Annotated in this window: 19 protein-coding genes, 1 tRNA gene and 2 pseudogenes; 14 read left to right on the top strand and 8 right to left on the bottom strand. The window is 38.9% G+C overall.

Annotated elements, in window-relative coordinates; translation table 11 throughout:
• Nucleotides 1-8: 8 nt before the first annotated feature.
• The 3 genes and pseudogenes from BLP46_RS07270 to BLP46_RS07260 form a co-directional block, all read right to left on the bottom strand.
• Nucleotides 9-824 (bottom strand): ABC transporter permease, encoded by an 816-nt coding sequence (locus BLP46_RS07270; RefSeq protein ID WP_502685988.1) that lies wholly within the window; start codon nt 822-824, stop codon nt 9-11.
• The gene (locus BLP46_RS07265) at nt 821-1,612 is read right to left on the bottom strand and encodes an ABC transporter permease (RefSeq protein ID WP_092977712.1); all 792 of its coding nucleotides are present in this window, start codon (nt 1,610-1,612) and stop codon (nt 821-823) included. The genes BLP46_RS07270 and BLP46_RS07265 overlap by 4 nt, the downstream gene beginning before the upstream one ends.
• A 370-nt stretch (nt 1,613-1,982) precedes the next feature.
• Nucleotides 1,983-3,026, bottom strand: a pseudogene (locus BLP46_RS07260) (ABC transporter ATP-binding protein); the annotation flags it as partial.
• A 287-nt stretch (nt 3,027-3,313) separates the two neighbouring features.
• Between BLP46_RS07260 and BLP46_RS07255 the strand changes: the two are divergent.
• From BLP46_RS07255 to BLP46_RS07215, 9 genes are all read left to right on the top strand, one after another.
• Nucleotides 3,314-5,719 carry an alpha-amylase family glycosyl hydrolase gene (locus tag BLP46_RS07255; protein WP_167669209.1) on the top strand — a complete coding sequence of 802 codons (2,406 nt, stop codon included), beginning with the start codon at nt 3,314-3,316 and terminating at the stop codon, nt 5,717-5,719.
• 305 nt (nt 5,720-6,024) lie between these two features.
• Nucleotides 6,025-6,726: a LytR/AlgR family response regulator transcription factor gene (locus tag BLP46_RS07250; RefSeq protein ID WP_092977706.1), complete on the top strand. Its 702-nt coding sequence runs from the start codon at nt 6,025-6,027 to the stop codon at nt 6,724-6,726.
• Nucleotide 6,727: 1 nt separating this feature from the next.
• Nucleotides 6,728-8,056: a sensor histidine kinase gene (locus tag BLP46_RS07245; protein WP_092977704.1), complete on the top strand. Its 1,329-nt coding sequence runs from the start codon at nt 6,728-6,730 to the stop codon at nt 8,054-8,056.
• An 82-nt stretch (nt 8,057-8,138) separates the two neighbouring features.
• The gene (locus BLP46_RS07240; RefSeq protein ID WP_318259526.1) at nt 8,139-8,750 is read left to right on the top strand and encodes an accessory gene regulator B family protein; all 612 of its coding nucleotides are present in this window, start codon (nt 8,139-8,141) and stop codon (nt 8,748-8,750) included.
• 55 nt (nt 8,751-8,805) lie between these two features.
• Complete coding sequence (locus BLP46_RS07235; RefSeq protein ID WP_092977700.1) at nt 8,806-8,949, top strand: cyclic lactone autoinducer peptide; 144 nt, start codon at nt 8,806-8,808, stop codon at nt 8,947-8,949.
• A gap of 137 nt (nt 8,950-9,086) precedes the next feature.
• The gene (locus tag BLP46_RS07230) at nt 9,087-9,449 is read left to right on the top strand and encodes a helix-turn-helix domain-containing protein (RefSeq protein WP_092977698.1); all 363 of its coding nucleotides are present in this window, start codon (nt 9,087-9,089) and stop codon (nt 9,447-9,449) included.
• Nucleotides 9,450-9,642: 193 nt separating this feature from the next.
• Nucleotides 9,643-10,305: an ATP-binding cassette domain-containing protein gene (locus tag BLP46_RS07225; protein WP_092977696.1), complete on the top strand. Its 663-nt coding sequence runs from the start codon at nt 9,643-9,645 to the stop codon at nt 10,303-10,305.
• Nucleotides 10,305-11,096, top strand: a complete 792-nt coding sequence (locus tag BLP46_RS07220; RefSeq protein WP_092977694.1) for a hypothetical protein — start codon at nt 10,305-10,307, stop codon at nt 11,094-11,096. The genes BLP46_RS07225 and BLP46_RS07220 overlap by 1 nt, the downstream gene beginning before the upstream one ends.
• A gap of 199 nt (nt 11,097-11,295) precedes the next feature.
• A tRNA-Leu gene (locus BLP46_RS07215) sits at nt 11,296-11,380 on the top strand.
• Nucleotides 11,381-11,486: 106 nt separating this feature from the next.
• Here the strand turns inward: BLP46_RS07215 and BLP46_RS07210 are convergent.
• Nucleotides 11,487-13,097, bottom strand: coding sequence for a recombinase family protein (locus BLP46_RS07210; RefSeq protein ID WP_318259525.1), 1,611 nt, complete (start codon nt 13,095-13,097; stop codon nt 11,487-11,489).
• A 165-nt stretch (nt 13,098-13,262) separates the two neighbouring features.
• On the opposite strand from BLP46_RS07210, the gene BLP46_RS07205 reads away from it, so the two are divergent.
• From BLP46_RS07205 to BLP46_RS07185, 5 genes are read left to right on the top strand one after another with little or no spacing between them, the layout of a single operon-like run.
• Complete coding sequence (locus BLP46_RS07205; protein WP_092977690.1) at nt 13,263-13,877, top strand: TetR/AcrR family transcriptional regulator; 615 nt, start codon at nt 13,263-13,265, stop codon at nt 13,875-13,877.
• Nucleotides 13,874-14,761: an ABC transporter ATP-binding protein gene (locus BLP46_RS07200; RefSeq protein ID WP_092977688.1), complete on the top strand. Its 888-nt coding sequence runs from the start codon at nt 13,874-13,876 to the stop codon at nt 14,759-14,761. Before BLP46_RS07205 ends, BLP46_RS07200 begins: the two co-directional genes overlap by 4 nt.
• 12 nt (nt 14,762-14,773) lie before the next feature.
• On the top strand, nt 14,774-15,577 hold the full coding sequence (locus tag BLP46_RS07195; RefSeq protein ID WP_092977686.1) for a DUF2705 family protein: 804 nt from the start codon (nt 14,774-14,776) through the stop codon (nt 15,575-15,577).
• A 14-nt stretch (nt 15,578-15,591) separates the two neighbouring features.
• Entirely contained in the window at nt 15,592-16,377 is a 786-nt protein-coding gene (locus tag BLP46_RS07190) for a DUF2705 family protein (RefSeq protein WP_092977684.1), read from the top strand.
• Between the two features lie 38 nt (nt 16,378-16,415).
• Nucleotides 16,416-16,655, top strand: a complete 240-nt coding sequence (locus tag BLP46_RS07185; RefSeq protein WP_092977682.1) for a hypothetical protein — start codon at nt 16,416-16,418, stop codon at nt 16,653-16,655.
• Between the two features lie 146 nt (nt 16,656-16,801).
• Here the strand turns inward: BLP46_RS07185 and mobQ are convergent, their stop codons facing one another.
• From mobQ to BLP46_RS07165, 4 genes and pseudogenes are all read right to left on the bottom strand, one after another.
• Nucleotides 16,802-18,508, bottom strand: a complete 1,707-nt coding sequence (mobQ, locus tag BLP46_RS07180) for a MobQ family relaxase (RefSeq protein ID WP_092977680.1) — start codon at nt 18,506-18,508, stop codon at nt 16,802-16,804.
• Nucleotides 18,408-18,719 (bottom strand): hypothetical protein, encoded by a 312-nt coding sequence (locus BLP46_RS12820; protein ID WP_143000464.1) that lies wholly within the window; start codon nt 18,717-18,719, stop codon nt 18,408-18,410. Before BLP46_RS12820 ends, mobQ begins: the two co-directional genes overlap by 101 nt.
• A 165-nt stretch (nt 18,720-18,884) precedes the next feature.
• Complete coding sequence (locus BLP46_RS07170) at nt 18,885-19,082, bottom strand: DUF3847 domain-containing protein (protein ID WP_092977676.1); 198 nt, start codon at nt 19,080-19,082, stop codon at nt 18,885-18,887.
• A 68-nt stretch (nt 19,083-19,150) separates the two neighbouring features.
• Nucleotides 19,151-19,654 (bottom strand): annotated as a pseudogene (locus tag BLP46_RS07165) (recombinase family protein); the annotation flags it as partial.

Below are 19,654 nucleotides of genomic sequence, written 5' to 3'. Positions count from 1 at the left end.
AAAATATTTTATGTTTTTTCAGCCCTAACTTTTTCTTCGTGCCTGTCACGCAAATTTATTAAAACCATAATAACAAGCACCGCAAGAAACAGCAGAGCGGAAAGAGCATTGATTTTTGGTGAGATTCTTCTGTGCGTCATTGAATAAATCTCAATCGAAAGGTTTTGAAATTTTGCACCCCTGGTAAAATATGTGATGATAAAGTCATCAAGAGAATAAGTAAAGCTCATCATCAGTCCCGAGAAAATTCCCGGCATAAGCTCGTGAATAATAACTTTGTAAAAAGCCTGCCACTGGTTACAGCCTAAGTCAAGCGCAGCGTCGTAAATGCTTTGGTCCATGCGCTTAATTCTCGGCATAACGTTAAGCACAACAAACGGCACGCAAAAGCATATGTGGGCAATCAGTACCGTGAAAAATCCCATTTCAAAGTTAAAAATCACACCCAAAAATGTAAACAGAAGCATAAGCGAAACGCCCATAACAATGTCAGGGCTGATAATCGGAATGTTTGATACGTTTTGAATGATAAGTCTTTTTTTACCCTTAAAATTGCTGATGCCGATTGCTGCGGCAGTGCCGAGAATTGTGGCAAACAGCGAGGCAAGCACGGCGATTATCAGCGTGTTTCCGAGCGCATTCATTATGTTGCTGTCGTTAAAAAGCGCTTCATACCACTTTAATGTGAATCCGTTCCATATTGTGGTTTTGCTGTTGTTAAAAGAGAAGAAAATCAAAACAGCAATAGGTGCGTACATAAAAATCATAATCAAAGCGATATATATTTTTGAAAGTACGCCGTTCTTACGTTTTCCTGATTTCACGCAATCGCCTCCTCGTCGCCAAAGAAGTTCATAATAACAAGAAAAACAAAAATAAATATCATCAGTATAAGCGAGATTGCCGAACCTGTATTTTGGTCTGTCCAAAAGATTTTGTCAATGATGTCGCCAATCATAATATCGTCTGTTCCGCCAAGATATTGAGAAACAAGGAATGTGCTTGCACTCGGCACAAACACAAGTGTAATTCCCGAAATTACGCCGGGCATACTGAGCGGAAAAATTACCTTTCTGAACACTGCGCCGTTGTTTGAGCCCAAATCCTGTGCCGCCTCAATCAGGCTTCCGTCAATTTTGCTCATTACCGTGTAAATCGGAAGCATCATAAACGGAAGATATTCGTAAACCATACCGAGCACTACTGCGGCTGTATTTCCGATGTATGTTTCGTGAATCCCGAGAAACGAAAAAGCCATATCAACAGGACCGTTTTTTTGCAAAATGGTTATCCATGCATAAATTCTTAGCAGAAAGTTCATCCACATCGGTATCATCATAAGCATAATCATCGTATTCTGAGATGATTTTTTCATTCTTGTTATAAGGTATGCAAGAGGATATGCAAGCAAGAGGCATATTACAGTTGAGATAAACGCAATCCACAGCGACTTTACAAACACGTCTGTGTAATAAAATGCATTCATCATCGGCTGAAGCGAAAAATTTCCCTGCTTGTCCTTAAAAGCCGTTATGCCAATCATAACAAGTGGAATCATTGTAAAAACTACCATCCATATGATGTAGGGAATAGAGGGTTTGCGTGATTTCATACTAACCCTCCTGACCGATTACTTCAAACTCAGCCTTTGAAAAGTCAAAACTGAGCGGTACATAGGTTGCCACCTGTTCGTCGGTATCGCTGAGCATAAGCCATTTACGCTCGTCCGATTCAAGAATAATCTCATTGTGTTCGCCCTTGTAAACCACCGACTCAATGTATACGTCTTTCAAGTCACCGATTCCGTCGGCTGCAAGTGAAAGAGCGTTAGGAGGCAGAGTGATTTTAAGCTTTGTTCCCTGAGGATAACAATGGTTCTCAATCTTTATTGTTTCACCCTCAAGCAGAAACTCAAAGTAATTGTCGTCGTTGTTTGAATACGAAACTTCAGCCTCAATAACATTGTCATAAAACGGCAGAAGCTTGTTCATAATCTGAATATTAAACGGAATTACACGCATTCCGATTTTACTTCCGATTTCGGCGGTTTTCGTTGAGTGGATAAGAATTTCGCAGTTATCGCACATAACGCTCATCTCGTAGTGAACGCCTTTGAAAGTTGAATTTTCAACAACACCCACAAGCTGTCCGTCCTCGGGATTTGTAATCTCAATATCCTCAGGGCGAATAACAACATCAACAGGCGTGTTTTTTCCAAAGCCCTTGTCAACGCACTCAAGCTCTTTTCCGAGTATTTTTATGCGGCAGTCGTCAATCATAATGCCGTTAAGAATATTTGCCTCGCCGATAAAGTCGGCAACAAATGCATTAACCGGTTCGTTATAAATATCTTCCGGAGTTCCGATTTGTTCAATTGAGCCGTTGTTCATAACAACAACGGTGTCGCTCATTGTCAGAGCTTCTTCCTGGTCATGTGTTACATATATAAATGTTTTCTCCGTTTTTTGCTGAATTTCTTTTAACTCAAGCTGCATACTTTTACGCAGTTTAAGGTCAAGCGCACCCAAAGGCTCGTCCAGCAAAATGATTTCAGGGTCACACACCAACGCTCTTGCAATTGCAACACGCTGTTGCTGACCGCCTGAAAGCTTTGCAATTGAGCGCTTTTCGTAACCTTTAAGGTCAACGGTTGCAAGCATTTTGGTTACTTTTTCTTTTATTATATTTTTGGGCACCTTCTTGAGTTTTAAACCAAAAGCAACGTTATCATAAACGTTAAGATGAGGAAACAGCGAATATTTCTGAAAAACGGTGTTTACGTTGCGCTTGTTTGGCGGCAAATTGTTTATTCTTTTGCCGTCAAAAATAACATCGCCGCTTTCGGGTTCAACAAATCCGCCGATAATTCGCAGTGTGGTGGTCTTTCCACAACCGCTCGGTCCAAGAATTGTAACAAATTCCTTTTCTTTGATATCAAGATTTATGTGGTTTAGGATAACTTCGCCGTCAAATCTTACAAAAATATCCCGCAAGGATATAACCGTTTTCTTTGATAACTGTTTCATTTATGCACCCCTGTTCGTTAATAAATAACAAGCATTTAAGCTGTAAAAATTCATTGTAAAACGTCATAAAAATTATATTCTAATACAATAAAAAAGTCAATTGGTTTACACAAAAAGTGGAATGTAAAATTTATTATTATGCTCCCGATTGTAAATATTTTCCTTGTTATTAAAATTATGCACAAAAAATTTTCAAGATTTTTGTAGCATATAACATATACTTTTAAAATCTGCTTTGCTATAATAAAAGTGCATTTAAATTGCATTATAATGAAAGGATGTTTTTGATGAAAATGTTCAAAAAAGTTGCAAGCCTCGTTATCACGGCAGCTTTACTTTCTTCGTCCGCTGCATTTGCGTTTTCGGCAAATGCTACTGAGATTAAAGATAGCAGTGTTTTTGACGCTGCGCTTCAGTCCAATGTTCAGGATGGAGTAATCTTGCATGCATTTAACTGGTCTTACAATTCAATCAAAGAAAATCTTCCTGCAATTGCAGCAGCAGGATATTCAACCGTACAGACTTCACCTGTACAGCAGCCAAAGGATTATTCAACTTCAGGCGACGTACCAGGTCAGTGGTGGAAACTCTATCAGCCGGTAAGTATGTCAATTGCTCAGCAGTCTTGGCTTGGTACCAAAGATGAGCTTAAGGACCTTTGTACCGAGGCAGAAAAGTACGGCATAAAAATTATTTGCGATATCGTTTCTAACCATATGGGCAATGAAAATGAATCTGACCCTAACTCGTTGAGTCCCCAGGTTAAGACATATCAACCTGATTTTTACGATAATAAGAGCGATTATTTCCGCAAAAATAAGATTACAGCAAGCGATTCCAGCATAAAGAGTATTGTTCAGGGACATCTTTCAAACTGTCCCGACCTTAATACAGGTAACCAGAATGTTCAAGATGCAGTTGTATCATTGCTTAAGGAATGTATTGACTGCGGCGTTGACGGATTCCGTTTTGACGCTGCTAAGCATATCGAAACTACTGATGACGGTGCATATGCATCTGACTATTGGGAAGAAATCAGCTCAAAAGCAGGCGAGTATTACAAAGCAAAAACCGGTGACGACCTTTATATCTACGGTGAAATACTCAATACCTGCGGTTCGGGCAGAAGCTATGATTCGTATGCAAAGTATATTAACTTTACTGATAACAGAACAGGCGACTCAGTTTTGAACGCTGTTGTTAACGGCAAGGCTTCAACAGCGTCAAACGCACGCTATAAGTCTGGTGCTGACGCTTCTGATGTTGTTATTTGGGCTGAATCACACGACACATATGAGGGCACCTCAGGTTCAGCAGGACTTTCAAATACAGCAGGTGTTTCTGCTGAAAATATTGTAAAGGCATGGGCAATTGTTGCGGCAAGAAAAGACGCAACTTCTCTTTACTTTGCACGTCCCGGCAATGCTCTTATGGGCGAAGCTGCAACAGATACTACATATAAGGGCACAGCCGTTTCTGAGATAAATAAATTCCACAACCTCTTTGTAGGTCAATCAGAAAATCTCGGATACTCGGGAAGCGTTGCATATGTTGAAAGAGGAACAAGCGGAATTGTTCTTTCAAATACAAGCGGAACAAATGCAGATGTAAGCATTTCCGGCACAGGAATAGCTGACGGTACATATACCGATACAGTTTCTGGCAACAAGTTTACTGTAAGTAACGGTACTCTTACAGGTTCTATCGGCTCAACAGGCGTTGCAGTTGTATATGACGGAAAAACAACTCCGAGAAATACCTGTTCTGCCGAGAGCGGAACATTCAAGGGCGAAACAATGACAACTACTCTTGACCTTGAAAACGCTGTTTCAGGTACATATTGCCTTGATAATTCAACTCCTGTAACATATACAGGCAAAACAACAATCCGCATCGGTTCTGATTACAACTACGGCGACACAATTAACCTTACTCTTACTGCAACTGACAGCAATAATCAGACTACAACTACATCATACAAGTATGTAAAGCAGGAAGATAACGGTTCGGGCGTTTATATATTCTTTAATACCGAAAAGAGAGCTTCTTGGAAGGCACCGTATAATGTATATATCTATGATGAGGAAACTTCTTCTGAAAAGACCTATACAAACAACGGCTGGCCGGGTCAGCCAATGCAGTATGATGCCGCTTCAGGATATTACTACATTGAAGTTCCGACAACCTGCCTTGAAAAGGATAATGAAACAGGTGAAGTAACGAGTTCAAACTTTGACCTTTCAAAATCCGATTATGCAACTGTAATTATCAATGGTTCGGGTTCAAATCAGCAGTATCCGGGTGATGGTTCGTCAACAAAACTCAGAATCAACAAGAGTTCAAAGATTTTTGCTTTGAACACTTCAAAGTCTTGGACTGATACTGACCTTACCCCTGCAAAAGAAGAAGTTGAAGCAACTGATGTAACAAAGGGTTCTGACGTTCCGTCAACATCAGGTAAATCATACATTTACGGTGATGCAAATTTGGACGGCGTTGTAACAATTGAAGACGCTACACTTATTCAAAAGGCAAGCCTTGATATGGTTGCACTTGACGGCGTTGCTACTGCAATTTCAGATGTAAACGGCGACGGAAAAGTTACAGTTGAAGACGCAACTTTGATTCAGAAGTATCTTTCGGGAGGCTATGCCCAGACCGGAAGAGTAGGTGAATCGGTTATTATCGATTAATTGAATTTAATTTAACTTGAGCGGCATAGTGCAAATCTATGCCGCTCAATTTTTAGAAGCTTATAATATTTCGCTGCATCGGCTAAATAAAAGTGTTATTATTAACGAATTAAATTACACACAACGATAACAAAAGTGCACAAATTTTACAATTGTGAGCCAATATTTAGTGAATTTATGTATTTTTCTAAATGTAATATATTAATGTGTATATCTTTATTTAGTGTCGTTTTTTATGATATTTGTGCACAAGTTATGTACAAATTGACCTGAGTGTGTTATAATTTATCCAGAGGTGATGGATTATGCTTAACATTGCTGTTGTTGATGATGAAAAAATAATGTGCGACAGAATTTACAAACTTTTAAAAGATTTTTTCAGAGAAAACCAATATCAATATAATATTTGTATGTTTAATAACGGTGCGGATTTTATAAAACAACATTCTGAGTGTAATTTTGACATCATTTTTCTTGACATTGAAATGCCGGGCGAAAGCGGCATGGAAGTGGCAAAACAGCTTAGAATAAACGGTGACAAATCACTTTTGATGTTTGTTACCAATCTTGAAAATTATGTTTATGAATCTTTTCAGGTTTCACCGTTTAGATTTATAAGAAAGGACCATATTGATGAGATTAATGAAGCAATAAAATCTGCCGTTGAATTTTGTATGTGCGATAATTATTTATTGCCGTTAAAGACCACCGAAGGCTTTCAAAAATACCGAGTTGCAGATATTTACGCATTTACAAGTGTTGGACACAATGTTTATATGTGCCTTAAAAATGATAAGGTGAGGCTTTTATCATCATTATCAGAGTTAGAATTGCAGGTAGATTTCATGGGCTTTGTAAGAACTCACAGCAGCTACATCGTTAATTGTAAGCATATATATTCAATAGAAAGTGATGCGGTTGTTTTGGATGACGGTAATAAGATACCCGTGAGCCGCCGACGATTGCAGTGCGTCAAAGAGAATTTTATGAATTACAGCAGGGGCTAATATGTGGAGTGTAATAGAGCTTTGTGCAACAATAATTGAAGTTTTTTTGCAGGAATATTGTTTAAGAAGAATTTTTGGAGACAAATACGGAAGAGTAGTTTCAAATATCGCATTTGCTTCAATAATTATTATACATACATTGTTGGTAACAATTAATGACATATTTACTATGAGTTACTCAAGCTTTGTAAATGTGTATATTGCAGAGTTCGTTTATCTTGCGTTGAATATATTATATTCGTTATTTTTCCTAAGAGGAAAGGCACCAACAAAAATATTCGTATCCTTTTTGATTGAAGTTATAATTATACTTGCATCATTAATTTCATTTTCAATGCTTAGGTTTGTATTTTACCTTAATTTTAGAGATTTGCTGTTTGCCCAAAATATGCAGAGGCTATCAAGCCTTGTATTTACAAAACTTATTTTGCTTTATGGCGTAATGCTGTTGATAAAAATATTCAGAAGAAAGGAAAGCAATTTCCGTGCCTCTGAATGGATATTTATCGCTTCTGTGTTATTGTGTACAGTTATAATCGGAATTGCAGCACTACATTTTATGCAAATAATTAAGGTCGATGCTGTTTCTTTTATTTGTATAATATCTTTATTTGCCTCAACAATTGTGGTTAATATTTTGACGGTTACATTGATGAACAGAATTTCTGTTAAAAACCAGGAGTTATATAATCTAAAGGTTCATCGCTTTGTTGCTGAACAGGAACTCGAAGAGATTGATTTGATGAAAGACCAGTATAATAATATGCGCAAGCTCAAACATGATTACAAAAATTTTGTCGAGTGTTCAATAACTCTCCTTGATGAAAATAAATATGACGAAGCAAGGGACTATATGAGCCAAGGACTGGCAAATGTGGTAGAAAAAACAAAAAACTATGTAAATATTGATAACTCGGCAATAAGTGCTGTTATAAATAATAAATTTGCCTTGTGTGAGAAGAAAAACATAAATGTAAAATGCAGCATAGTTGCTAATTTGAATCTGTATAATACAATTGATTTGAGTGTAATCCTTTTCAATCTGTTGGATAATGCTATTGAAGCGGAGGAAAATGTAAAAGAACCGTATATTGAGCTTTTGATAAAAAATGTAAATGATTATCTCTTTGTAAAAGTCGGTAACCATATTGAAGAGTCGGTATTAAAAAATAACCGAAATTTGGTTACAAGTAAAGAAAATAAAGATTTACACGGAATCGGAACAAAAAGAGTTAAGGAGATGGTTGAAAAAAATAACGGATTTTTGGAGTACTATGAAGTCGAAAATGAGTTCATTTGCGAAATTATGCTCCAAAAATCTACCGAATAGGAAGCAAATTGACCGTTTGGGAAGATAATTCTAAAAAAGAATATAAAATCGACAAAAGTGGTTTAGATTGTACTTAGAAAAGATGAAATATTACTTTCAAGGTGACATTATGATTCTTTATCTGAGTAACAAACTAACCACTTTTTTGTTGCAAAAAAAAATAATAAACAGTGAATTTAAAGAACTTTATTGTTTCGGATTTCAAACAATGATATCAAATATTATTGGTACGTTGCTTGCGCTGTTGGTTGCACTGGTTACAAAAAAATATATTGAAACATTGTGTTATTTTGTGATTTTTATCACATTCAGGAAGTTTTGCGGCGGCTATCATGCAGACACACATTTAATGTGCAATACAATATTTTTTATAACTACTTTGTGCACTGTTTTGGCAATATCATTCATTCAGGACATTCCGGTTGCGGTTGAATTTTTGTGTTATGTATTTTGTCTTGATGTTCTTTTGATTTTTGCGCCGCTTCAAAACAAAAACAAACCGATTGAATTAAAAGACCGTCGAAAATTTAAACTTTACAGCCTTGCTTTTATGAATATTTTATTTATAATATGCGGAATTATAAATAAGTATTTTTCAGATTTATATATCATAAGTACGACAATAACAATTACTATTTTTGTTATTTGTGTTCATATGATAATGGGTAGAATTAAAGAGACGTTACATAGTTAATTTATAATTGTGCAATGCTCTTTAAAATATATTTTAAAACTTGGAGGAAAGAACAATGAAAAGAAAAATGCTTGAGCTTTTGGCGGAAAGAAGTTTAAGAAATGCAGAGAAGTCAGCTAATGCAGCTTCGCAGGTATTTAATTATCAGCCAAAGGAACCAAAGAACATTTCTGAGCTGATTCAGAAAGCAAGGAAATAAGTTGCGGAAGGCGGCAACAGCAATTCAGCAAAGCATCACAAATTGCTGTTGCTGCTGCTTTGCGTAATCAGGCGGGTATTTATCAGTTATGGCAATCAGCAAAAGCGTTTGCTAATTTTGAAACGGGTTAAAGAATTATGACATTTGGAAGCTATATTTTTGAAAAAAGGAAAAGAAAAGGTCTTACAATTCGCAGATTATCTCAACTAATTGAGGTGTCTCCGTCATATGTAAGCGGAATTGAAAACGGCTCACGTTCAGCACCAAAGTATAACATATTGACAAAGCTTTCAAAAGCCTTGTCGCTCAACAGTGAGGAAGAAGCTGAAATGATGGATTTGGCAGCAAAATCCAAGTCATATCCTACGGTAGCAGGCGATATTGCAACATACATAAGCGAACACGAGGTTGTAAATAAAGCTCTCAGAGCTGCAAAAGAAAAAAATATATCCGAATATGAATGGATAAATTTTATTAAACATATATCTGCAAGAAATTAACGCAGTACGTTAATTCTTGCCCCCTTAAATTTGAGGGTAACAGCGCGGCACAGCATTGAAATTTTGTATCAAATCCTAAACCTCAATTTGCCTTAAATTATTATTGCCGCTGTGCCGTGCTTTTATCATATATTTTTTACATACAATTGTGGATTGTTTTATTGATTTTACATTTTAAGGTGGTTAGAGCTAAATGTATAATTTAAAATTTGATTTGGCTCTGCTTGGCGAAGAAAATGTTGTATACAAAGATGTAAATATTGATTTTAATTACGGCGATATAATTAATATTATCGGTGAAACCGGCTGCGGCAAATCTACCTTTTACAAAATGCTGATGGGTAGGGTAAAACCCGCAAGCGGTATAATAAGCAGTACGATTACAAACAACGCGGTTGTTGTCTCGGATTATGTCAGCGTGCCAAAAGAAGTTTTAATCAAAGACATTTTTTGTTTTATGGGCATCGGTAAAATTTCATACGTTAAGCGGATATTTCCTGAAATATATAACTATATATCTGAAATAAAGTATAAAGAAGTCGGGAACCTAAGTACCGGAGAACGGCGAATATTGGAAATTTTTTGCGCTTTGTCAACAAAGAAGAATATTCTGATTTTGGATGAAGCCAGTAACGGATTGGATTTCAAAAACAGAAATGTACTTACCGATAAATTAAGGTTATTGGCAAAGCAAAATGATATAGTGATTTTTAATACGACACATTATATTGAGGATGCCCTTGCTTTGGGCGGAAAGATATATATTATGAATAAAGAAAAAGCTTTGTTTAAGAAATATATAGGTAACTACAATGTAAATGATATTTCAAATTATATTAATGGAGGAGTTGTGTAATGCAAAGGCTTCTTCGTTTTGAATTTGTCAGATTGATTCGTTCCGGGGTTGTTGCTATGACGATAGCACTGATTTTAGCAATCGGCATATTGGGCATGGTGCTCGATTATGTTTGTTACAGCAACAATTCACCAATGGCAAGTATGATAAGTATTTATAAAGCATATACACAGTTTACATATTTGATTTTAGGATTTGTGTTTATTCAGACATTTACAAAAGATTATGAAAGAGGGGTAAATAATTTTTATATTCAGCAGGGATATAATATGATAGATTTTTATGTTAGTAAATTCATATTACTTGTTTTATTAACATTGCCTGTTATAGATACACTTTTGATAGCAGCTAATATTTTGTACAATAATTCAAATGTAATGTTTTTAGCAGAAATGATTATTATTGTTGATTTGTCAATCGTTTATATTATATTATTGTCAATGGCAATATCTATATTAACTCGAAAAGTGGTTCAGGCGGTTTTAATTTTCTATGGCTTTTTTATACTGTTTAATATAGGAAATTTATTTTTGCTTGGACTGTTCAATCCGGCGGACGTGAACAGCTTTTCTGCATATTTGCTTAACCTGATGGCAAATCAAAACGTGACTCATTATTCATTAGACGGTATTAATCTTGGAAGTATTCAACACAAGACGATAATTTCAGTGGTCATACCGTTGTTGGATTCAATTATTATTCTCTTAGTAGATGTATTGCTTTTAAACAACAAATCAATTGACTCTCAGACTAAGAAATATAGGGTTAATGTTGTTAAACTTTTAAGATAGTTATATTATTATCATTTAATTGTGTGTTTTAAGATTAAAAATGTTGTTCTGCAAATTTCATTTTATAACCTAATTAATGTTGGCAGTTTTGTAATTATTTGTTTTTATGTAAGGCATTAATAAGTTTTGCTGCTCTATACTGTTGACAAAACCCACTTTGTTGTGTATAATAGCCTTTGTCAATTAAGTTAATACTTATGCGGGTGTGGTGGAATTGGCAGACACGCAAGATTTAGGTTCTTGTGCTTCACGGTGTGCAGGTTCAAGTCCTGTCACCCGCACCAGTATGAGTGTTCATAACGGATTTACGTTATGGACACTCATTCTTTTATTCAATTTCATCCGATTTGTATCTGGTGAGCAGGTTGATGTGCCTGCTCACCTTTTGTCTTATGCGGATTTTGCTGTGGGGATATACTCTACGTCTACACCTTTTCGGGTGTTGGCTTTGTAGTTCTCGTCCTCTGATGGTAGCTCCAAGTAGCCGACAAAACGATAATAGATGACGATGCGTTGCGTGTAGTTCTTTTTGCCGCCTTCCTTTTCGTACACGTCAATGTGGTCGATAAGCTCACGCAGCATTGGCGCTGTCAGTGAATCCATCTCCATACATTTACGGACAGCTTTTAGGAAATCATCCTTGTTTTGTTCCATTTCGCTGATTTTGGCAAGGCGTTCCTTGTACTCGAAAATTTTTGTTTTCAGTTCAAGGCGTTCAACCTCATATTTGTGCGACAGCTCCATATACATCTCATCGCTCAGCTTGCCGGATACATTGTCCTCGTAGGTTTTGGCGAAAAGAGAAGTGATCATTTCGTTTCGAGCGGTTGCACGTTTAAGCTCTGTTTCCAAATTCTTCTGCTCCGCCAAGATATCGGCGTTGGTTTTCTCGGCGAGAAGCTTTGCAAATTCTTCCTCGTGAGATTCCAGATACTTTGCTAAACGACGGAGTTCCAGCATTACGACCTGTTCGATAGCATCAGCACGGATATAGTGCCGTGTTTCACAGTTGCCACGGGTATCCTTTTTGTAGTTGGAACAGCTGAAATAATGGATTTCCTTGTTGGTGGTATTCGTGTGATACCATAGCTTACTGCCGCAATCGGCACAGTAGAGAAAGTCACAAAACATATTCTTTTCGCCGTTTCTCTGTTTAGGAGCACGGCGCTTTGTCTTTACGACAAGCGTCTGCACCAACTCGAAATCATCACGATTGATAATCGGCTCGTGAACATCCTTGAAAATCACCCAGTTTTCTTTAGGATTATCGTAGCGTTTCTTATTCTTGTATGATTTGGAATAAGTCTTGAAGTTGATGATATCGCCGCAATACTCCTGCTGAGTGAGAATTTTGGTGATAGTGGTTTTGCACCACTTGTATTTGTTAGGCTGTGTTACCTTACCGCCTTTTCGGATACCCTTTTCTTGCCAATATGCCATAGGAATCAGAACCTTGCGCTCTTGCAAAATACGGGCTATTGTTTCGTTACTCTTGCCTTCAAGCGCCATTTTGAAGATGTCACGAACGACCTGCGCCGCTTCGGGATCAATAACCCACTTCTTAGGATTATCGGGAGATTTGATATATCCATATGGCGGCGGAGCTAAAGGCTCGCCTGTACTACCCCTGATACGATAGGACGAACGGCATTTCTTGCTGATGTCCCTTGCGTAAAACTCATTCAGTACATTCTTGAAAGGTGCAATTTCGCTTTCGCCTTCATCGCTGTCTATATTATCATTAACGGCAATGAACCGAACATCTCTGTCGGGAAAATAGGTGTCCATATAATATCCGACCATATCGTACCGCCGTCCGAGACGGGACAAGTCTTTGACTATTACCGTTGAGATATATCCGAGGTCAATGTCCTCAATCATTTTTTGAAAACCGGGACGCTCAAAATTTGTACCGGTATAGCCGTCGTCAACATAGTATCGGGTATTGCTAAGTCTATTTTCCTTTGCGAAGCGTTTTAGTAACTTCTTCTGAGATAAGATATGTCAAGGGTATTTTTTGCTAAAAAGCAATAAATCTCAATGAACTTTCTATTTGATTAGAATGAAATAGAATTATTGGTATAGAAGTGCAATTTATATATTGACAGAATCGGTTATTTGTGTTATATTATACACAATAACCGATTCGGTTTTTGGAGGTAGACCATGGAAAAATTTTTTGCACTTGATGAAAAGAAACAAAATTCTATCGTCAATGCGGCGCTTCAATGCTTCGGAAAGCACGGTTACGATAAAGCGTCTATTAGCGATATTGCCACATCAGCCGGAATATCTAAAGCGTCTGTATTTCAATATTTCGGGAATAAGCTGAAATTATATGAGTATCTGCTGCTATATTGCGAAAAGCTTCTCAAAGAATCTTTTCAGGATAAAAGCGAACAATCGAATCTCTTTGACCGCATTTTGGCATCCAGTTTTATGGAGATGGATTTGTTGAAACGCAATCCGTATATTTCTCAGTTCATAGCAGGGGCGTGGACAGAAAACGCAAGAGATGTACAGGATATTTTAACGGAGTTTCGTGCAGAAACAAACCAGTTTCGTGACAGTTTTATTCTAAAGGACGAAGATGTAATAAAATTTAAGAATTCAGATGATGCAAAAACTGTTGCGGGAATTTTAAATCTGATGGCAGAAGGTTATGCCATTCGTTTTCAAAGAGAAATAGCCCATTCGGAATGTGAACTTGTCTTGAGTGAATTTCAAGAAATGATGGAAGCCATACGTCGTAATTTTTATAAGGAGGAATATCTACTATGAGTGAACAAATTATCGAATTGAATGGATTGACAAAGTGTTATGGAAAGCATCGGGGCATTCAAGAGCTGAGTTTTTCCGTAAGCGAGGGGGAAATTTTCGGATTTATTGGCCCAAACGGTGCAGGAAAATCCACCACAATCCGCACTCTGATGGGGCTAATCCGCCCAACTGCTGGAACGGCAAGTATCTTTGGAATGGATTGCCAGACTCAGGCAAGTAAAATTGCCCGTAATCTTGGTTATTTGCCCAGCGAGGACAGTTATTATGAAAATATGAAAGTCCATGAGTTATTACAATACACAGCCGACTTATATGCCATGGACTGCAAAAACAAAATGTGTGAGTTGACTGAACGATTACATTTGGATATGAGCCGCAAAATCGCAGATTTATCTTTGGGCAATCGAAAGAAAGTGGGAATTGTTTCGGCTCTCATGACTTCACCTAAGTTAGTGATTATGGATGAACCCACCAGCGGTTTAGATCCTCTGATCCAACAGGTGTTTTATGAAATTCTTCTGGAGGAAAACCGTAAAGGAACTACCATTTTTCTATCTTCCCATGTTTTGAGCGAGGTTCAAAAACTTTGCAACCGAGTTGCGATTCTCAAAGAGGGAAAATTGGTTGGAATCCAATCCATGAAAGAGCTTAGGGAACGTGGTTATAAGAAAATATCTGTAACAACCAAACAGCCAATTCCAAAGGAATATTGGGGAAACGAAGGGATTGCAGATTATAAAATGTCTTATGATAACACCAATGTTACCTTTATGTACAACGGGAATATCACTGTAATTATGGAGAAGCTTCATGAGCTTGATCTGGTAGATATTTTTTTGGAAGAACCCTCTCTGGAAGAAATCTTTCTTCATTATTACGAATAGGAGGATTTGCAGATGATAATTTTCAAATATGAAATGAAGCAATTTAGAAAGTATATATTGGGATGGTCTCTCGCTTTAGCAATCTGTATCTTCGTGATGACACCCGTTTATTATGGCTTATTTAATAGTGCTGGAGAGACCTCAAATACTCTTTATGAAACTTTGGGTAACAGTTCTTTTTTCCAAAGTATCGGTATTTCCAGGGGGTACATGACAGAGCCTTTGGGTGTCTATGGCTTTTTGACAAGCTTTTTTATGATAGCTGCAGGGATTTTTGCTTTGCACTTTGGAATTTCAATTCACACGAAAGAGTTTGCTGGAAAGACCTCTGAATATTTATTTACAAAGCCACATACCCGGAAAGAAATATTCTTAGCAAAGGCTTTGGTGGTTTTGTTTGGTTCGCTGATTGTCAGTATATGCTTTGCACTGGCCTCTCTTTTGACACTGGTACTTTTTCGTCCCACTTTTTCACTTGGCGAGTTTTTTTTAATTGCCAATTCACTGACACTTTTGACGATTATTTTTTCAGCATTGGGGTTGCTGATCGGAGCTGTTTTTTCAAATAATCGTAAACCTTTGCTAACTGCAGGACTAATCATTTTTGCAGAATATTGCATAACCAGCTTTTCCCGTATTGCCGGAACAAAAGGAATTGGATTTCTGTCACCCTATTCCTTCTTTGGTGCGGCAGATATTGCATCCTCCGGATTCTATGATGTGACCTATATGATTTGGTATATGCTCCTGCTGGTTGTGTGCATAGCAGCCGCTTATTTTCTTTTCCTAAAAAAAGATGTTCAATTCCGTTCATAAAGGAGGGACTCAGTTTGAAAACACTAATTAAAAAAGAATTGAAACAAAGTAGGAAGATGTTAGTAATCTGGCTGGCATTGGTTTTTATGCTGATTGGATTCTGTTTTTTTGAGTATCTTTCCTTGAAAGAAAATATGGGCGAGTTAGAAAAAATGATGGGAACATTTCCTCCAATTATGTTGCTGATGTTTGGAGTGAAAGCTGACTTGAGTACCGCTTTGGGATGGTATACCTGTCTTTATTTCTGGACAGCCATTCTTGCTTTTGCTTATGCGATTTATTTAGGACTGTCCTGTATCACAAAAGAAACGGAACTTCATACTGCGGAATATCTGTTTACAAAACCAGCTTCCAGGGAGAAAATCATAATTGCAAAGGTAATTGCGTCTGTCTGTAACTTCATTGTTTTTTCTGTATTTTATGGCATCTTTGCCTATATGATGATTATTCTTCCGGTAGGAGGACTGGAACAGAAAGGTGCCGAAGTGGTGACTGTGATTGGTTTATTTTTGACGCAGCTTGTACTTTTTTCCATTGCTCTTGCAATTTCCAGTTTGTCCAGAAAGTATAAAAGTGCGGTAAAGGCCGGAACAGCTTTTCTCTTACTTTCCTATGGAATTTCAGTAGTGATTGATTATAGTGATATACATGCCCTCGACTTTCTGTCTCCGCTGCGGTATTTTGATGCCTATGACTTAATTGTAGAAGGTTTTCGCCTTGCCTATTTGCTCTTGGCAATAGCCATCACTGCCTTTTGTGTATGGATTTCTGTAATTCGATGGAAAAAGAGAGAATTATGATTTGATACATTCAAACGCTTGAAGGAGATAAAGAAAAAATGGAGAGTGGAGTCATATTTACACAAGAGGAATTATCGGAAGCGAAACGGCAGAATGATTCAACATTACACAAATTGCGGGAAACAATTAAAACTTTTGAAGAGAAAGAGAATGTACATAGATACAAGTCACAGATCACGCTGGCAAAAAGAAGAATGAGGGCTCTTGAAATATCCAACCTATTGATTGAACAACAGCTTGGGAATTTTGTTTCACCCCAAAAGGATATTCAGCGATGAATATGAATTGAGGATAAAAGCTGCTTATTTTTATCATAATCACGGAGAGATCTGCTGTTTACTAAACACATAAGTGTTAGTACATCTCTCATTACTACAGAATTTTACGATGTAAGCAAAAGGGGCTGTAAAGCAACAGCCCCATTTTAATGCTCATGTTCGTGGCGTTTCGGCTTTCTCTGTGCTTGTTGCTGTTTTTGCTCTTTCTGCTTTGCCCGTAGTTTTTCACGGATAGAGTGTTCCTCAACACCCTCATTCAGCAGATTTGCCACACTCCTCTTGCTGTCATACATACGGAGCATATCATATTTATCGCCATAGGCATCCTGCACTCGCTGTGTGGCTTGGCGTTCCTGTTCGGAGCGAATCGTCAGCCGTGCATCGTGAAGCTCTATTGGGTCAAACTCTGCCGCCTGCTCCTGCAGCTCGGCATACTGCTTTAAGGCACTGTCAAGCTCGGTAGCGTACTTGGCTTCACTGGCTTCCAGCTTTCTCAGACTGTCCTCCAGAGTGCGGATTTCCTTTCGGAGCATATCGGCAGTAGCGTTCTCCGGGTATTGAAACCGACGGAGCAGCATTGCCTTTTCTGTCCGCAGTTCTTCCAAATCTTCTGTCAGCTCTGCGATACGGCTGGAAAGTTCTCGGTGCTTCAAAACATGGATGACAGGCGTAGCTTTCTTCTCAGCCAACAGCGTCTTGCGCTCTTTGGATTTCTCCTTGATTTTATCCGCAAGGGCGGTGTATTCCGCCATATCCTCACGATACATTTTTAAGGATTTACTGATTGCCTGCTTGCCCCCTCCGATGTGCAATAGCTGATATTTGAAAATAATCATATTCCCACGCAGCTTTTCCATGGCTTCTGCAATGGCGGGTACTGTGCTTTTGGCTGCCAGCATCAGCTTCTTAACTGCTGCTTTCAGTTCACGGAGCAGAGCATTATCCGCTTTAATCTGTCGGTTGATTTCACAGCGGTCAGAGATAATGCCTTTCTTTTCCAAAGCACGGGCAACCACACCCTCGTGAATCGTTGGCTGTTCATCCAAACCTCGCTCAGCGTGGCTTCGGTGGTCAATACGTGCATCGTGAACGTACTGCTCCAAATAGCGATTGGTCACGTCAGCCCATGCTTTGCGCCACTCCACAAGCTGCTCCTCACTGTTCCAGCGCTCGGAGATGGGATTTTGTCTGCCGAATTTGGTGCTTTGGGGATATTTGCTGGCTCGCTCATATCCATGCTTCTCAGCTTCGGAGGGCGTCATATACACTTTCTTCCTGCCGACCTTGTACTGATATTGTTTCTCCCATCCGTTAGTCTGTGCCGCTTTGAATTCGGCGGCAGTAAAACCCCGTTCCTCGCCGTCCTTGATACAGAGATATTCTTTCTCAGTCTTGTATTGCCATTTGCCGTTTTCGTCCAGCGGGCGAACTGTCAGCATAATGTGAGCGTGGGGATTGTGACCGGGCGGATATGGGTCATGAATTGCCACATCCGCACACATTCCATCTGCCACAAAACTCTCTTGTATAAAATCGCTCAACAACTCTTGCCATTGTGTTTTTGTAAGCTCAACAGGCAGAGCCGGAACAAACTCACGGGCAAGTCGGCTGTCTTTGGTTTTCTCATTTTCTTCAACAGCGTTCCACAACACAGCCCTGTCCTGCCATTCCTGCGGGGCATATTCCGGCAGAAAAACCTCTCGCCATACAAGTCCTTTCTTTCGGGTATAGTCGTGTCGTACTCCGTCATAATCATTCAGAATGTTGGTGCAGCTCAGATAGGCGGAAGCCGCAACTGCGGAGCGCCCGTTTCCCCGGCTCACAATCTTTGCTTCCAAATGATAGATCGCCATTTGTTCTCATTGTCCTTTCGTTCTTGGTTTTTGTTTCTTTTTCGCAAAAAGAAAATGGGCGGTGCAAGCCGTCCATAACTGCGATAAAGCTGCCGGTGGCAGGTTTTCGCAGGCAGGAGGCGGGCAGAGCATCTGCCGGATTGGTGCGGTAAGCACCAATCTCTGCATAAGCAGAAGTGCCGACTGCACAGGGAATGCCAGCCTGCGGCATTTCCTGCCCCCTCTGGAGAACTGGCTGAAAGACAGTTCGTGAAGAGCGCACGAGCCTGACCAGCGGGAGGGATACCACCGCCTGCTTCGCAGGTGGTGAGTAAGTGCGCCCTTCGGGATAAAAGAAGAAACGCTCCGATTTCTCGAAGCGTCCCATTGATAATGATTATTTGAGCAGACTGCATAGATAACCCTCCAACTGTTCCAATGACATTTGCCTAACTTGCGGCATAGCTTTCTCTAAAATAGCTCCCTCTTGGATAAGTCGATGTGTCCGAACTGAACGCTCCTTCACACGGTTGCGAGCCTGCGCTTCTTCCAGTCGATGCTTTGCCTGTAAAAACTCTTTCTCTGTAAAACTCATTATAAATACCTCCAATCAAAAAGGCGGCTTGTGAAATTGCTCTCACAAGCCGCCGCAGCGTTAATTTATTATGCTGTTTTCTTTTCTTCGATGAACACCGTGTCGGAAGTGTTCTGATTCAACTTTTGTTGTTTCTTCATCTCGTAGCGTTCTTTTCGCATGATACGATTTGCTTCTTCTTTGCATTCCTTGCAACAATACTTGACATCACTTCTTGTAGCAACGAATGTTTTACCGCAGTAATTGCAAACTATTTCACGCATCCGCTTTTCCGATTCTTGCCGACGATAATATTTCGCTCGACATTTTGGAGAGCAGAACAGCGTATTAGACATCTTGGATTCAAATGAATTGCCACAACATTTACATTTAAGGGTAAAAGGCTGTCCTACTTTATGCTTGCCCGCTTTCATCAACTGATAGCGTTCACGGCTCACGATACGGTGACGCTTCAACTGTTCCTGACGCTTGATTTCCTCCGCTGTCAATTCAGGCTCCGGCAAATCAAACTTGCCAATGAAATTAAGATAAATCTCTACCTCCTGCACACGGTCGCCATCAACCTTTTCGGG

Origin of the sequence: Ruminococcus sp. YE282 (assembly GCA_900101355.1) — a bacterium.
Taxonomy (GTDB): Bacteria; Bacillota; Clostridia; order Oscillospirales; family Acutalibacteraceae; genus Ruminococcoides; species Ruminococcoides bromii_A.
The sequence above is the reverse complement of the archived record's forward strand: the minus strand, read 5'-3'. Positions and strand labels throughout refer to the sequence as shown.

Excerpts from the sequence above, each read along its gene's own strand:
- BLP46_RS07265 (WP_092977712.1), bottom strand. The coding sequence starts at position 1,612 with ATGAAATCACGCAAACCCTCTATTCCCTACATCATATGGATGGTAGTT.
- BLP46_RS07255 (WP_167669209.1), top strand. The coding sequence starts at position 3,314 with ATGAAAATGTTCAAAAAAGTTGCAAGCCTCGTTATCACGGCAGCTTTA.
- BLP46_RS07250 (WP_092977706.1), top strand. The coding sequence starts at position 6,025 with ATGCTTAACATTGCTGTTGTTGATGATGAAAAAATAATGTGCGACAGA.
- BLP46_RS07245 (WP_092977704.1), top strand. The coding sequence starts at position 6,728 with ATGTGGAGTGTAATAGAGCTTTGTGCAACAATAATTGAAGTTTTTTTG.
- BLP46_RS07240 (WP_318259526.1), top strand. The coding sequence starts at position 8,139 with ATGAAATATTACTTTCAAGGTGACATTATGATTCTTTATCTGAGTAAC.
- BLP46_RS07235 (WP_092977700.1), top strand. The coding sequence starts at position 8,806 with ATGAAAAGAAAAATGCTTGAGCTTTTGGCGGAAAGAAGTTTAAGAAAT.
- BLP46_RS07230 (WP_092977698.1), top strand. The coding sequence starts at position 9,087 with ATGACATTTGGAAGCTATATTTTTGAAAAAAGGAAAAGAAAAGGTCTT.
- BLP46_RS07225 (WP_092977696.1), top strand. The coding sequence starts at position 9,643 with ATGTATAATTTAAAATTTGATTTGGCTCTGCTTGGCGAAGAAAATGTT.
- BLP46_RS07220 (WP_092977694.1), top strand. The coding sequence starts at position 10,305 with ATGCAAAGGCTTCTTCGTTTTGAATTTGTCAGATTGATTCGTTCCGGG.
- BLP46_RS07205 (WP_092977690.1), top strand. The coding sequence starts at position 13,263 with ATGGAAAAATTTTTTGCACTTGATGAAAAGAAACAAAATTCTATCGTC.
- BLP46_RS07200 (WP_092977688.1), top strand. The coding sequence starts at position 13,874 with ATGAGTGAACAAATTATCGAATTGAATGGATTGACAAAGTGTTATGGA.
- BLP46_RS07195 (WP_092977686.1), top strand. The coding sequence starts at position 14,774 with ATGATAATTTTCAAATATGAAATGAAGCAATTTAGAAAGTATATATTG.
- BLP46_RS07185 (WP_092977682.1), top strand. The coding sequence starts at position 16,416 with ATGGAGAGTGGAGTCATATTTACACAAGAGGAATTATCGGAAGCGAAA.
- mobQ (WP_092977680.1), bottom strand. The coding sequence starts at position 18,508 with ATGGCGATCTATCATTTGGAAGCAAAGATTGTGAGCCGGGGAAACGGG.
- BLP46_RS12820 (WP_143000464.1), bottom strand. The coding sequence starts at position 18,719 with ATGCCGCAGGCTGGCATTCCCTGTGCAGTCGGCACTTCTGCTTATGCA.
- BLP46_RS07170 (WP_092977676.1), bottom strand. The coding sequence starts at position 19,082 with ATGAGTTTTACAGAGAAAGAGTTTTTACAGGCAAAGCATCGACTGGAA.